Genomic DNA, 13,889 nt, shown 5'->3' with positions numbered 1-13,889 from the left:
CTACTTCACCGCCGATTTTAACCATCGCTTTGCTAAGCCCGCTCAATACCCAAAAGACATGCATCGTCCGGTTCGAGAGTCCAAGCAAGAACTCGACGATATTTTCAGTTGGCAAGAAACCCGCAAGAGTCAACTAGAACACTTCCCAGGCTCTAAGCCATTTAGTCCAAACAAAAAGGTTACGTTGTATCTTATTTTCAACTAACCTACTTTAGTTCGCTATTGCTTAACTGCAAAATAAACCACTTAAACCGGTCACTATTTCGTGTTTAAATTTTGATCTATCAAACAGTTGTGCCAATAAATTTGGTGATTGAGCAATCAAATGCTATGCATTCGGGTATGAGTTATGAATTAAAGTGTTAACATCAAGCAATGTTGTAAACTAGGTGTTTGATATGTTGCCTAAACTTTATAAGTTCAGATCTCTCCACGACAGAAACATACAATCTATTGCCGAATGTTCGTTATGGTTTGATTACGCTAAGACCTTTAATAACCCATTTGAGTCTAACCATCTGCTCGACAAAGAACTTCAGAACGATTTCAAGGTTGTGTGTTTTTCTCAGTCGAGTGACCACCCAATACTATGGTCTCAGTATGGCGACAACTTTAAAGGCATGTGCATCGAGTATGATCTCAATTGTTATAATGGTGAGGCCAAGCTCAATTGCTTTGAAGTCCAGTATAAAGACGACCCAAACATGTTCCACTTAGAATCGTTGAATGAATTCCAAACATCTGAATTGGAAGCAGAAATATTTAAGATCAAGCATTCTAATTGGCGTTACGAAAAGGAATATCGCTGGGTGTTGCCTAATCAGGAGATGCTCGGCAATAAGCTGTACCTTAATAGAGAATGCCTAAGTTCTGTGATCCTCTCTGAACACGCTCCTGCCGACAGGAAGCTTAAAGTTCTGATGACTTGCCAACGCCTTGGTATTCCCGTTAAACACGCAACAGCCAAACAAGAGTCGTTTACATTCGAAGTGGTCAGTTAAAATAACACACCAACTGATCCAGTAACCGCCCAAAGGTTACTGCGTAACAAAAAGGGAGCCACATTTAATGTAGCTCCCTTTTTATTTACATATTCGTCGTCAGTTGTCCAGGCACTCTACCCTGCATTTGTTCAATTGTCGTTATAGACATTTGAACTGTGGAAAACCAATAAGGACGATGCTTAACGTTAAACAATTCGCTGTTATCCAACGCTTCGAAAATAGAAAACTTTCGACCTTGGGCGAGAGCCGCGCCATAAACTGTTCGCTCAAGCACGGGGATATCATTCACTTCCTCTAGAAGCGCCCTCTTGATGAATAGATTACTTGGGCTCCAATCTACAAATTCAACGAGATTTTTTAGTAGCTTAAGCTCCAATTTCTCTACCATTACTTCGAGAAACTGTGTGTTTGGTATCACCTCTGTACAAGCATAATATTCATCATGCTTGTCACTTGCCTCACGATAGCCAAGCATCGTTTTTACCAATGCATCTTCAAAAACTGAAGAAAAGTGGTTACAAATCAAGAACAAAGGTAGAACTCTCAAAACACCAAGTAGAATACCGACGTTAGGATCTTTTACCGACGTTTCTTGAAGTCGAATTCGAGTCGCATTTGAAGTCACTACCAGATGCTGCCAAACCTTAGGCGAGATGTGCTTGATGTTGCCATCACTCCATTTAATAAGCTGCTGGCTCATCAGTAATGGAAACAACAAACGACAGTTCTCGATACCGATTTGGCGCGCTGCAACTTTAGGATCGAGAATTACCTTGGACTTTTTACCGTACTTTTCAGTGAACTCACGATTGGAAACAAACTCGATTAAGCTTGAACTCAATGCACTACTTTTGGCTGATATTTCATGAAGCTTAGAAAAGTTTAAGGATGGCGAATAGCCAACATTAGCGAACTGGTTGTAGTCTGGTAGCTCTGAAAACAATGTGCTTATTAAGGTCCCTTGAAGCTTCTCAAGCATAAGCTCCGAGGCTGCATTACTTACATCATCGACCACGTAACGCAATGTTTGTTGCTTCGCGACGACTTTCTCACGATGAGCGTGAACTCTATCTTGTTCACAACGCAATAAAATACGTTGATTGTGAGATATGCGGTCAGATTCATCAAATATAACGCTATCACAGTATCTATTTTCCAAGCTCAGTAATGTATCGACCGTAGATTGCTCGAGTTTATACTCCGGAGAGATCAGCCACCGATTAAAGCGAGCCTCAACATTTATAGAGACTTTTCTCGATATCTCAATCACTTCAGGGGGGTAATTTTTATGTGCTAACAACAACCGTGACTTTCCTTTGCCCTAAAAGCTCTTTTCCGGCATATCCTGCCTTTATAATAAAACTAATATTAATAGAAATTAGAGATTGGTTCACGTAATTGTTTCAATAAAATTAAGGTTATTTAGTTATAGTGCATTAGATCGGCTTATTATGTGATATGGAGGCGGATGTACTTTTCAGGAAAGCTGTATTTGAACTTTTTCTTCCTCGGTAAGTGCTTTTTAGCTTGTTTGCATGCTTTGCTATCGCCAGATGTCCTAACCTTTTTAATTCTTGCATAACCTTTAGAGTGCTTCATTTCTATCATCAGGTCGCAATAACCATCAAAATCAATATTATTCTTGTTGAGCCCTTTCAGCACTGTGGCTTTGATTTTTTTGGCTACGGGGTTAACCAATGCATCGTCGGCAAAAACAAATGGGGATAAAAAAAACGACAAGAATATTAGATATCTCATACTGCTCTCTCTTTATTGGGGGTGAGAACAGTATGCTTACAGTTAAGGGGGATGAAGAATTAACTAAGTATGACGTTTTACTAGATAACGCGTAATTCTCGACAATTACGCTTTCTTTGAACCTTTGGATTTAAATCCATTATGCGGAAATACGTTACGAATACGTTGTTGAACGCTTTTAGGTACATCTTTAGTAAATTTGAGATTGTAACCAGAGCGCTTCGCATACACTTTCAACTCACCCTTGAAGGAATTATTGTGGCCAATTTCTTGAAGGTTGTGCTTAAAGCTCGGTGGAAGATGACCTTTAACTTGTTCGATCGCCCCGTCACTAAATTTGATTTTCAATACCGGCCGATCAACTGCGACTAACCAAAAAACCAACGCTGCACCAATTAAGATTACATACATCATAATGTCACCACTACTGTTGACGGTTATTTATCGTCAGAAAGGAGCTTACTCAAATCTTCTTTAAGGCTAGTAACTGTCTTGCTGGCCTGCTCACTTCGAGACGCTTCGCTAACCAAATACTCTATCGCATCAGATAACGTACAACCGAGTTCGTTTGCTCGTTGAGATAACTTCTCCCAGACTCGATAATCAAGATCAATAGACTTCTTTTTAGTATGAACTTGCTCAGCGTTGAAATGGCGCTTACGTTTGGCTCTGATCGCTTGCTTGAGTTTGTTATCGAGCTCAGGCGACATGTTATTTGAGATCCACTCAAGAACCCCTGTAGGTTGGTGTTCTAGCTCCAACAAAGCTTTCACAGCAACATCAGCTTCACTTGAATCAATGTGGCAAGTGATCGAATCACCTTCTTTCCATTTTTTTACCAAGTAGTTCCATTTCCAACCACATTCTAAATTTTCAAGCTGCTGATATTTCATGTCTAATCTCGAGAGTTAATCTAGTGACAGCGTAACCCAAAATAGGTCACTTAACAATTATTGTCTTGAAAGAATAGACCAAGATCATACTTATATTAGCTTAGTGTTTAGTAACTACAACATAGACCTATATGAGTCCTCGGTTTTTCTATATACTCCCTACCTTATTATCATAATCAGACATTTAAATGACTCAAGTAGATTGGCGACATGTAACGCCTCAGTACGATGAATATAGCGCTCAACTAGAGCAATTCCCTGACATCTCTCCTTTCACATTCTCAGATATTCAACATCGATTTAGAGATGCGCTAACCCGTTTTGTACGCCTATCCAATCTTTCACGAGTTCTACTTGTTAATGCGCCTGACAACTCAATCTATCGTCAACTTATCGTTGAATCTTTGACGACAGAGTTAAAAGACGATGCTCAGCCTGTTATAAAAACCGAATCTTTAAATGCTGCCACTTTATTTGACCAAGTTCAGTCTAAAAATGGTGAAATTGTTGCAACAAAGCCAGGTCTACTTTCTAGAGCGAACAATGGCTACCTCGTTGTCTCAGCGAATCTGATCCTTGCAAATCCAGGAAGTTGGTTGTTATTGAAATCCGCACTTCTCGGTGAAGCAGTCGAACCAATTAGCAGTTTTCCAGAGCATCTAAATCAAACGCCTATCGCTGCACTGACATACAACATTAAGTTGATTGTTGTCGGAGACCGCGCTCAACTTGGTGATCTGGATTATCTAGATGGCGATATTCAAACAGGGTTTTGTCTATTCAGTGAAATAGAACAAGATATTAAGCTTTCACACGATACTTTGACCCAATATCTTGGGTATCTAAGATGGCTTCAGCAACGTTATAACCTCCCATACATTACGCAACAGGCACTAATTGGGATTCTTACCGCTGGCGCGCGTGAGACTGAAGATCAGAGCTATATCCCTTTATGCCCTATTTGGCACAATGCGCTATTGAGCGAAGCTTTAGTTGAAGCGGACAATGGTGACATTGACATTCAGCATATCCAACAAGCTCAACTGCACAAGTACAACCGAGAGTCGTACCTGCCAGAGCGCGCCCTTGATGATATTCGAGATGGCCAAGTCATTATCGAAACTGAGGGTGAACAAGTAGGTCAAGTTAATGGTCTGACTGTTATCGATGTACCGGGGCACCCGATATCGTATGGTGAACCTGCACGAATTTCATGTGTTATTCACTTTGGTGATGGTGATATTGCAGATGTTGAGCGAAAAGCCGAACTTGGGGGTAATCTTCATGCGAAAGGCATGATGATCATGCAAGCATTTTTAAGTAGCTCGCTAAACTTAGAAGATCCGTTGCCATATGCTGCTTCTGTTGTGTTTGAGCAATCATACTGCGAAGTTGATGGCGATAGCGCTTCCCTTGCTGAGCTTTGCTCTCTGGTAAGTGCTTTGTCAGAATACCCAATCAATCAACAAATAGCGGTAACAGGTGCAGTTGACCAATTCGGCCGTGTACAAGCCGTTGGTGGGCTAAACGAGAAAATCGAAGGTTTCTACCATGTGTGTAAACACAACGAGCTAACTGGCGAACAAGGTGTGATCCTTCCAAGATCTAACTTAAGACACCTTGCTCTGAAGCCAGACCTAATTGAAAGCATCAAAAACAAAGAGTTCCATATCTGGTCTGTGTCTAATGTAGATGAAGCAATTCCTCTTATTATGAACGCACCATTTAGGGACGAAGAACAAGAAAGCGTTCTGAGTAAAATCGCGGAACGTATTGAAAACTTTGAAAGACATGAGCACTCTATTGGAATCGTTGGACGCATTAAAAACTGGTTTGTCTAGTACTGATCGGACTTGTTTAGCGTACACCTGTTCACTAATATGCACCTATCAAAAATCGGAGTAATTGATAATGCAAAACAAACGTGATTCTTACACTCGCGAAGATCTTCTAGCATCAAGCCAAGGCGAGCTATGGCCAGAAGGTCCTCAACTACCAGCACCGAACATGTTGATGATGGATCGCATCACTAAAATGTCTGAGACTGAAGGTGATTTCGGTAAAGGTTTGATTCTTGCTGAACTGGATATTACTCCTGACCTATGGTTCTTCGACTGTCACTTCCCTGGCGACCCAGTAATGCCTGGTTGTCTAGGCCTTGATGCAATGTGGCAGCTTGTTGGCTTCTACCTTGGTTGGGTTGGCGGCAAAGGCAAAGGCCGTGCTCTAGGTGTTGGTGAAGTTAAGTTCACTGGCCAAATCTTACCTACGGCTAAAAAAGTAACTTACGAAATTCACATGAAGCGTGTTGTTAACCGTCGCCTAGTAATGGGCCTTGCAGACGGTCGCGTTCTTGTTGATGGTAAAGAGATCTATGTTGCTAAAGATTTGAAAGTTGGTCTTTTCCAAGACACATCAGCATTCTAGTCTAATAGTTAGATTTTTAATAAAGCAGCCAATGGTTGCTTTATTTTCATTCCAACGCATTTAGTTATAGTGCACTAAGATGTGACTAAATAACTCTCATCAATTATATGTCCACCAGCAAAACAACCTTAAATCACTTTCTAATCAGCAAGTTCTCGGTTTATAAGGCCTTGTATGGTTCTCAGAAACTAACAAGGCTCCAGCTGTTATACAACATGGAGCCTTGACCTTTGAATATGTTCGCCCTATCTACTTATAGAGACCTGAATGCTTATCATCTTTGGCATCACGCCAACCACCTAACCAATACGATTTAGAATCCATTTGGCTATATGGGCAAGCTTCTTGTGACCTGCCGTTTAAACCAGCTTTGTAACCTTGAGATTGTGCTCGTTCTAGGCGATCACGCTTTTGTCTCTTCATAGTGCAGTCCTCATACGGGTGTTCGTTTACTAACATACAATGATTACAACTTCGTGGAGTTTTGTTGACTCCAACTTTAAGAATCGACCACTTTTGCACTTTTCTCAAGACGAAAAAAAGCCCGAGTTCAGAATTGTGAACTCGGGCTCAAGAGATAAAATTATTTGAATTTTCTACGGAACCCTAACAGGCCAAGCACAGTCAAACCTAACCAACCTAGGCTACCGCCTTGACGATCAACTTTCTCCGTATCAGCGCTACGAGTTTGAATATCAGCTTTAGTAGCTCCGGCAATTGGAATCAGCTTAACAGCTACTACTTCTTCTACCGCGTTAGATGCAGCGCCGCCACAATACGAGTTATGTGACGTTGTATCATATGCTTGTGTTGCTCCACCAACGGTACACTTGATAGCGGTGGCTGAGATCACACCCGCATCATTGATATCTGAAGCATCAATAATTCGGAACTTGTTGTTTTCTCCAGAAGCGTTACCATCATTTGTTAGATCATCTAACCACCAAGCTTTGCTCTCAAACAGCGCAATTCTTGATGCGTCAGTACCGGTCGCTTGATACGGGTAAATAAAACCTCTGTGTCTACGCTCACTACCATCTACTTCACGAGTCGTCTCAGCGTCAATTTGGCCGACAAACTCATTGAAGTTGTTGACGGCTTTAGCTTCGCCGCTCGAACCACCAAAGAAGATGCCACCAGACAAGTATGTCGCAGTCGGAGTTGACGCAGATGCATCAGATACAACGAAAATCTTGTTACCTGCACTACCACTTTCTGGCACATAACCGTTACGCTTAGAATAACCGACAGCGAACAAGTTATCGTTAATATCGGTCGCTACAGAGTTACTGTAAATCGCATCGTCATTAGATGATCCAGATTTAACCTCTGCACCACTAATTACTTTAGTAGTCCAAGTCGCCCCAGAAATATCCAGTGAATTACTCACAAAGACACTTGCATTCATGTCTTGTAAATCACCATTACCATCTACAGTATTATAGCCTACGCCATAAAAAATTGAATTTGACTCATCGATTGCAATTGATCGCATGCTACCTTGAGCAAAATAATCACCTTGTTGGGCGTTGCCACCTCTGACCCAGTCAATTTCTTTTGTTGTAGTACCATCCCAGATAGCCGCTTTTGAACTAAATGCCTTATCAGGTTCAGAAGTATCTGTCGGAACTTGCTCTACAGATACACTACCTACATTATAAACAGTACCGTTTGCAGTTATCGCTTTCCATGCTCGAGTTTCTGAAGTACCAGTAGGCGCAGCTGTCGTCGTAAACAACGCATTATTACGGATACCACCTTCAGATTTAACGCCAACAGGTTTAGCATCGTCATCTAGAGAATTGATTACCGTATTACGGCTTTCAAATGTCTCCCCACCTTCAACGAATGCTCTCGCATTGACGTACGTAAGGTCATTCCTTTCCTTACTCCATGTATCGTTCCAACGATTTTGCGCCCAGCTTTCACAAGTAGAATATCTTAGCTCACGGTAACAATAATTTTCGAAATCATCGAATTCTTGAATATATTGAAACGGAGCATCCATTGCGAACGGTACTTCTTCACGATAACTTACAGCTTCCAGAGTATCGCGAGTTTCACCAGCCAATTTAAAGCTATCACATGCAATTCCACCAACCGTACCGGTCGTAAAACAACTTTCAGTTCCCGAAACCGTTGCAGGCTGAATCGCAACACCAAAGATTTCAGACGCACCAGTAATCGAAGTTTTGACTTCAACCACGTCATAAAGTGCTGCATTCGCATTAGTTGCAGCCAAAACTAGGGCTGCAACTGTTGTTAATTTAAATTTAGTACAAGTCATTATTACTTCTTAACTTTCCTGTTGTAGTGCCTCGAGCTCTTCCCAGCGCTCAAAAGCAACTTCAAGCTCCTGCTCTGCTGCAGATAGCTTATCTAATACTGGTTGTGTCTGCTCTACAGATTTTGAAAAGAAGCTTGGATCGTTGACTTCTTCCTGAAGAGTTTCAATTTGAGTTTCCAATTCTTCTAAACGCATTGGTAGCGCTTCAAGTTCTCGTTGTAGCTTATACGATAACTTCTTAGGTTTAGCTTTAACTGGCGCAGTTTTGGGAGTTTCCTCAACAACTTTTTCAGTCTTTGCTGGCTTTTCAACCTGACGATACTCAAGTGCTTGTGCTCTTTGCTTCTGAGCATCATGGTAACCACCAACAAACTCTTCAACTACACCGTTACCTTCAAATATCCAACTCGTCATTACCGTATTATCAACGAACTGACGATCGTGGCTCACGAGAAGCAACGTACCCTCATAGTTGGCAAGCAAATCTTCTAAAAGTTCCAATGTTTCGATATCTAAATCATTGGTAGGTTCATCGAGAATCAACAAGTTATTCGATTTAAGGAAAATACGAGCTAATAACAATCGGTTTTTCTCGCCACCAGACAGTGCTTTAACAGGGGTACGAGCACGTTTAGGAGAGAACAAGAAATCTTGTAAGTAGCTCAGTGCATGACGCTCACGTCCGCCTACGGTTACTTCTTGCTTACCATCAGCCAGGTTATCAATCACCGACTTCTCAGGGTCTAGAATTTCACGGTATTGGTCGAAGTAAGCCACTTCCAGCTTAGTACCACAATGCAAGCGACCCGAATCAGGTTTAAGTTGATCAAGAAGCAGTTTAAGAACCGTACTCTTACCACAACCATTTGGCCCGATAAGTGCGATACGATCGCCGCGCATGATGTTGAAGCTAAAGTCTGTAACGATCTCTTTGCCTTCAAATGCAAAGTTAAGGTTCTCTGCTTCAAATACGATTTTACCTGAACGTGCAGACGTATCGATTTGGATATTCGCTTTACCTTGTACTTCACGACGATCTTGACGCTCTTCACGAAGCTTTTTAAGAGCACGAACACGGCCTTCATTACGCGTACGACGCGCTTTGATGCCTTGACGAATCCAAACTTCTTCTTGCGCTAGCTTTTTGTCAAATTCAGCGTTTTGCATCTCTTCAACACGTAGTGCTTCTTCTTTCTCTAACAAGTAGTTGTCATAGTCACCAGGGAAAGAACTTAGCTTACCACGGTCAAGATCAACAATGCGTGTTGCCATTGATTTGATGAAAGCACGGTCATGCGAGATAAAGATGATTGAACCACGGAAGTCTTTTAGGAAAGCTTCTAACCATTCGATCGTTGCTACATCTAAGTGGTTGGTAGGCTCATCAAGCAGTAATACGTCAGGGTCACATACAAGCGCACGTGCAAGTGCGGCTTTACGTTGCCAACCACCTGACAGTTCCGTCAGTTTAGTATTTGCTGTTAGTTTAAGTGCAGCAAGAACATTACTTACGCGATCTTCAAAACGCCAAGCATTTGCATGATCCAATTTTTCTTGAACGCGAGTAAGACGGTTTAAATTCTTTTCGCTAGGATCTTCTGCAATCACATCAAGTAAGTTGTGGTATTCCTTAAGCAACTCACCTACCTCAGCCAAACCGCCAGATACGTATTCGTAAACAGATCCCTGTTCATTACGCGGAGGATCTTGCTCTAGACGAGATACAACCACATCTTGTGTGATCTGCATCTTTCCATCGTCCATGATGATGTTGCCAGACAAAATCTTCATCAACGTTGATTTACCTGCACCATTACGGCCAACCAAACACACACGTTCGTTTTCTTGCAGTGCGAAATCCGCACCATCTAATAATGGGTGATCGCCAAACGCTAATTGCCCATTATGAATTGTAAGTAATGCCATTCTTCTTTAACCAATCGTTAAGTTCTAACAAGCCAAAAGGCCAGTTAAGCTCTGAGTGTTTAGACAAGTCAGAGCTTTCAAATTTGAGCACAGGAATAGTGACCCCGTAACGGGAAAAGAGCTCATCATCCAATGCGATATCCACCACATTGATCTGATGACTTATATTCAGCTGTTCCGCGAGTTTGAATGCCATCTCACATAGATGGCATCCTTCTGTACTGTAGAGAGTCAGCACTATATATCCTTATACAGTCTCTTAATTACTTATGAGTAATCAACCAGCAGTTATGAATGTGCTTGTTGCGAGAGAAATCCAGAGGTAATGTCTTAGACGAGATATTCTGAGCTTTAAGACCCAGCTCTTCCAGACCTTCCATATCCATCTTGAAATGACGCTTATTGTTAGAGAACACAATCGTGCCTTCTTCTCTTAGAAGACGCTTTAAGTCTTCCATTAACTGGATGTGGTCACGTTGAACGTCAAAAGATTGATCCATACGCTTAGAGTTCGAGAACGTTGGCGGATCAATAAAGATCAAGTCGTAAGATCCTTGCTCTTTCGCCAACCATTGCAAGCAGTCAGCTTGAACGAATTGGTGTTGACGGCCAACACGGCCGTTCAGTTCCATGTTCTCTTTTGCCCACTCAAGATACGTGTTCGACATATCCACAGTCGTTGTAGAGCGAGCGCCACCTACTGCAGCATGAACAGAAGCACTGCCAGTGTAAGCAAACAGGTTCAGGAAGTCTTTACCACCAGCCATCTCACCGATACGACGACGAGTGATCTTATGATCTAAGAACAAACCCGTATCTAGGTAGTCATGAAGGTTAACAATCAGCTTAACGCCGTATTCGTTTACTTCTAGGTTCGAAGAGTCTTGAGCCATCTTCTGGTATTGAGAACGGCCCTTCTGCTTCTGACGAACCTTAAGCACTACGTTGTTCGCTTCAACGCCAGTCACTTGAATAGAAGCACGGATGATATCGGTTAAGCGACGCTTAGCTTTGTCTTCCGGTACATCTTTAGGTGCGGCGTATTCTTGAATCACAAGGTGACCCGGATATACGTCAATCGCTACATTGTATTCTGGTAAGTCAGCATCGTAGATACGGTAGCAATCTAGTTGCTCTTTCTTCGCCCACTTACCGATTTTGCCGATGTTCTTTTTAAGACGGTTCGCGAAATCAGGAGCAATCAACTGTTCTTGCTCGCCAGTTGGACGCTCAGACATAGGACGGTCTGAAATTGAGTAGTTCTTCTGGTGACACGGTAACGCACCGTTATTCAGTTTGAACTGTTTGTCTGCACGCATACGCAAGCAGCTAAGTAATTCATCAGAACTTGAGAAGATAGAAGCGTTGCAACCGCCAAACTCAGCCTTCAGTTGAGCACCAAATGCTGTGTAGAGTGCAATCAAGCCAGGCTCTGTACCTAGACGCTCACCATAAGGCGGGTTTGACACAATCACACCATCATTGAACTCTGCAGGGCGTTTAAGCTTTGCTGCGTCACCTACTTCGAATTCAATCAACTCTTCAACGCCAGCACGACGTGCATTATCACGCGCCGTTTTGATCATGCGTTCGTCGTTGTCATAACCGAAGAACTTACATTCTACTTTCTTAACGCCACGACGGCCTTGAACGTTCGCTTCTGCTTTCACTTCAGCCCAAAGCTCTGGTTCGAAATCTTCTAGTGATTCAAAACACCATTTCTGACGTTTCACACCTGGAGCCATGTTTGCAGCCATCATCGCCGCTTCAATCACTAACGTACCTGAACCACACATAGGGTCTAAGAAAGGTTTCGTTGCATCCCAACCACTACGAAGAAGAATCGCTGCAGCAAGAGTTTCACGCAGGGGTGCGCGACCTGATTCTGGACGGTAGCCACGTTGATGAAGGCCACTACCTACCATATCCACACCAAGAATCGCTTTGTCGCGATGTAGACGAACGTGAATACGAATATCTGGATTTTCTTTGCTAATAGATGGGCGCGGTAAAGACTTCTTCTCGAAGCAATCTACAACGGCATCTTTTACTTTCATCGCACCGTATTGGCTATTACGGATTTCGTTGTTCGTACCATTGAAGTCAACAACGAAACGCTTGGTGCTATGGAATTGATTTACCCAGTTAACCGCAGTGGTCGATAGGTAAAGATCCATGTCATCCATACAAGTGAATTCTGAAAGGACACGTACAAATCGAGAAGCCAAACGGCTCCACAAACAACAACGATAAATTTGCTCATTGGTGGCTTTGAATTTAACACCTGCTTGAACAGGTTTTGCGTTTGTAATCCCTAGTTGGGTTAGTTCTTCAACTAATAAATTCTCAAGGCCATTTGAGGTAACCGCTAGATATTGATTCATAGTGTTCTTTTATTGATAAAAATGAGCTCGATTATACCTGAATTTGCTATTAGAGCATCACACTAAACTCGTCTTTTCATTGAATCTTTCTACTAACTGCTTAGCAAATGGTCAGTCATGAAGCGATCGCTTACTCGCATCCCCTTACAACACAACAACTCTCAATCTCACAGAAATAACACTCATCGATAGGCTTAAATCATTAAGTGCATTTATATTCACCCTAAAACTGGTATATACCAAATGTAAATTTAAGTTGAAATTTAGCAACAAAAGACCCCAAACAGGGAATAAACAGAGGCAACCCACCATCGATAATAAGAGAATCGGTCGAAATTGAGGTTAAAAAAGATACGTTTTTTACAAATTAAATAAGTGAACAACGTCATTCAAATGAATGAACTACGTCGTATTTATTGAGATAGGCTTTTTTAGGCACAAAAAAATCGGCTATTAAGCCGATTATGGGGAAGGTATTACAGGTTTATTCGTAGCGATGGTTGGGTGAAATAATGCTCTAGGTTAGAGATTAGAGATTAGAGATTAGAGATTAGAGATTAGAGATTAGAGATTAGAGATTAACCCACCATCGCAATATGCGTTTGATGAAGGATGGCATTTGCGTCAGTCATTCTATCGTGCATGACTTTAATCGAGTCTCCAAAGCGTAACCCTTTTGAAGGCGTTAACAGGAACTCTTCTAAGTCTACAAATGCACATAAGCTCGCACACTCTCCTACTTCTAATACAATGAAGTAACCAAGACTATGCTCGTTATTCATTTGTACAATATCCCCTTCTTGAGGATATTCATGGCCAGCGCCTTGTGAGTCGAAGAACCAGCTTTTAGGCTGCACAGGCTTATGGAAACGCTTTGCAGCCACACAATAAAGTGCAAGCTCAGCTTGTCGTGGCTCAGACAGTTCTAAGCCAGAAATTTGTTCTTTGAAGGTTTGGTAGGAAGATGCATCATCAACAGTGAATTCATTATCTTTAAAAGCGCAGTCCACCAGCTTATTGCGGACCAGATTCGTTTTAAAAATCATATCCTCTCCGAGGTTTAGCATCAATGAACATTGCTGCTCATCGTAATACCAACTCCATGTATCGCTAGGTTTAAGCATCATTTCGTCTCACACTGTTGAACCATTCCATTAGGTAAAACGCAAAATTACCTTCAATTACAGTAATTTTACTGTGCGATAGGCAA

At 41.9% G+C, this 13,889-nt stretch carries 13 protein-coding genes and 1 pseudogene; 4 read left to right on the top strand and 10 right to left on the bottom strand.

Annotated elements, in window-relative coordinates; all coding sequences use genetic code 11:
- Together L3V35_RS24570 and L3V35_RS24565 are read left to right on the top strand one after the other, a co-directional pair.
- A pseudogene (locus L3V35_RS24570) lies at positions 1–205 on the top strand (hypothetical protein); the annotation flags it as partial.
- Between the two features lie 193 nt (positions 206–398).
- A complete protein-coding gene (locus L3V35_RS24565; protein ID WP_054547722.1) occupies positions 399–1,001 on the top strand; it encodes a DUF2971 domain-containing protein in 603 nt (200 codons plus the stop codon).
- Positions 1,002–1,086: 85 nt separating this feature from the next.
- On the opposite strand, the gene L3V35_RS24560 is transcribed toward L3V35_RS24565, so the two are convergent.
- The 4 genes from L3V35_RS24560 to matP form a co-directional block, all read right to left on the bottom strand.
- Positions 1,087–2,307, bottom strand: coding sequence for a hypothetical protein (locus L3V35_RS24560; RefSeq protein ID WP_054547721.1), 1,221 nt, complete (start codon positions 2,305–2,307; stop codon positions 1,087–1,089).
- Positions 2,308–2,453: 146 nt separating this feature from the next.
- Complete coding sequence (locus L3V35_RS24555) at positions 2,454–2,762, bottom strand: hypothetical protein (RefSeq protein WP_054547720.1); 309 nt, start codon at positions 2,760–2,762, stop codon at positions 2,454–2,456.
- Between the two features lie 105 nt (positions 2,763–2,867).
- On the bottom strand, positions 2,868–3,176 hold the full coding sequence (locus tag L3V35_RS24550; RefSeq protein ID WP_017082208.1) for a DUF3634 family protein: 309 nt from the start codon (positions 3,174–3,176) through the stop codon (positions 2,868–2,870).
- 23 nt (positions 3,177–3,199) lie between these two features.
- The gene (matP, locus tag L3V35_RS24545; RefSeq protein WP_004733655.1) at positions 3,200–3,655 is read right to left on the bottom strand and encodes a macrodomain Ter protein MatP; all 456 of its coding nucleotides are present in this window, start codon (positions 3,653–3,655) and stop codon (positions 3,200–3,202) included.
- Between the two features lie 188 nt (positions 3,656–3,843).
- Here matP and L3V35_RS24540 point away from each other — a divergent pair, with 188 nt between their 5' ends.
- Positions 3,844–5,496, top strand: coding sequence for a Lon protease family protein (locus L3V35_RS24540; protein ID WP_054547719.1), 1,653 nt, complete (start codon positions 3,844–3,846; stop codon positions 5,494–5,496).
- Positions 5,497–5,566: 70 nt separating this feature from the next.
- On the top strand, positions 5,567–6,082 hold the full coding sequence (gene fabA / locus L3V35_RS24535; RefSeq protein ID WP_010440782.1) for a bifunctional 3-hydroxydecanoyl-ACP dehydratase/trans-2-decenoyl-ACP isomerase: 516 nt from the start codon (positions 5,567–5,569) through the stop codon (positions 6,080–6,082).
- 249 nt (positions 6,083–6,331) lie between these two features.
- On the opposite strand, the gene rmf is transcribed toward fabA, so the two are convergent.
- From rmf to L3V35_RS24505, 6 genes are all read right to left on the bottom strand, one after another.
- Positions 6,332–6,505: a ribosome modulation factor gene (gene rmf, locus L3V35_RS24530; protein WP_017074275.1), complete on the bottom strand. Its 174-nt coding sequence runs from the start codon at positions 6,503–6,505 to the stop codon at positions 6,332–6,334.
- 160 nt (positions 6,506–6,665) lie between these two features.
- A complete protein-coding gene (locus L3V35_RS24525) occupies positions 6,666–8,369 on the bottom strand; it encodes a DUF3466 family protein (protein ID WP_237300793.1) in 1,704 nt (567 codons plus the stop codon).
- A 9-nt stretch (positions 8,370–8,378) separates the two neighbouring features.
- Positions 8,379–10,295 (bottom strand): ABC transporter ATP-binding protein, encoded by a 1,917-nt coding sequence (locus L3V35_RS24520; protein ID WP_017082212.1) that lies wholly within the window; start codon positions 10,293–10,295, stop codon positions 8,379–8,381.
- On the bottom strand, positions 10,273–10,533 hold the full coding sequence (locus tag L3V35_RS24515; RefSeq protein WP_171308295.1) for a glutaredoxin family protein: 261 nt from the start codon (positions 10,531–10,533) through the stop codon (positions 10,273–10,275). Before L3V35_RS24515 ends, L3V35_RS24520 begins: the two co-directional genes overlap by 23 nt.
- A 25-nt stretch (positions 10,534–10,558) precedes the next feature.
- A complete protein-coding gene (gene rlmKL / locus L3V35_RS24510; protein ID WP_017088510.1) occupies positions 10,559–12,679 on the bottom strand; it encodes a bifunctional 23S rRNA (guanine(2069)-N(7))-methyltransferase RlmK/23S rRNA (guanine(2445)-N(2))-methyltransferase RlmL in 2,121 nt (706 codons plus the stop codon).
- A 578-nt stretch (positions 12,680–13,257) separates the two neighbouring features.
- Positions 13,258–13,806, bottom strand: coding sequence for a cell division protein ZapC (locus tag L3V35_RS24505; RefSeq protein ID WP_004733648.1), 549 nt, complete (start codon positions 13,804–13,806; stop codon positions 13,258–13,260).
- Positions 13,807–13,889 lie beyond the last annotated feature (83 nt).

Source organism: Vibrio sp. L5-1 (assembly GCF_021728315.1).
Lineage (GTDB): Bacteria > Pseudomonadota > Gammaproteobacteria > Enterobacterales > Vibrionaceae > Vibrio > Vibrio splendidus_K.
The sequence above is the reverse complement of the archived record's forward strand: the minus strand, read 5'-3'. Positions and strand labels throughout refer to the sequence as shown.

What these genes read in the sequence shown, in the direction of transcription:
- L3V35_RS24565 (WP_054547722.1), top strand. Translation starts at nt 399, where the DNA reads ATGTTGCCTAAACTTTATAAGTTCAGATCTCTCCACGACAGAAACATA.
- L3V35_RS24555 (WP_054547720.1), bottom strand. Translation starts at nt 2,762, where the DNA reads ATGAGATATCTAATATTCTTGTCGTTTTTTTTATCCCCATTTGTTTTT.
- L3V35_RS24550 (WP_017082208.1), bottom strand. Translation starts at nt 3,176, where the DNA reads ATGATGTATGTAATCTTAATTGGTGCAGCGTTGGTTTTTTGGTTAGTC.
- matP (WP_004733655.1), bottom strand. Translation starts at nt 3,655, where the DNA reads ATGAAATATCAGCAGCTTGAAAATTTAGAATGTGGTTGGAAATGGAAC.
- L3V35_RS24540 (WP_054547719.1), top strand. Translation starts at nt 3,844, where the DNA reads ATGACTCAAGTAGATTGGCGACATGTAACGCCTCAGTACGATGAATAT.
- fabA (WP_010440782.1), top strand. Translation starts at nt 5,567, where the DNA reads ATGCAAAACAAACGTGATTCTTACACTCGCGAAGATCTTCTAGCATCA.
- rmf (WP_017074275.1), bottom strand. Translation starts at nt 6,505, where the DNA reads ATGAAGAGACAAAAGCGTGATCGCCTAGAACGAGCACAATCTCAAGGT.
- L3V35_RS24525 (WP_237300793.1), bottom strand. Translation starts at nt 8,369, where the DNA reads ATGACTTGTACTAAATTTAAATTAACAACAGTTGCAGCCCTAGTTTTG.
- L3V35_RS24520 (WP_017082212.1), bottom strand. Translation starts at nt 10,295, where the DNA reads ATGGCATTACTTACAATTCATAATGGGCAATTAGCGTTTGGCGATCAC.
- rlmKL (WP_017088510.1), bottom strand. Translation starts at nt 12,679, where the DNA reads ATGAATCAATATCTAGCGGTTACCTCAAATGGCCTTGAGAATTTATTA.
- L3V35_RS24505 (WP_004733648.1), bottom strand. Translation starts at nt 13,806, where the DNA reads ATGATGCTTAAACCTAGCGATACATGGAGTTGGTATTACGATGAGCAG.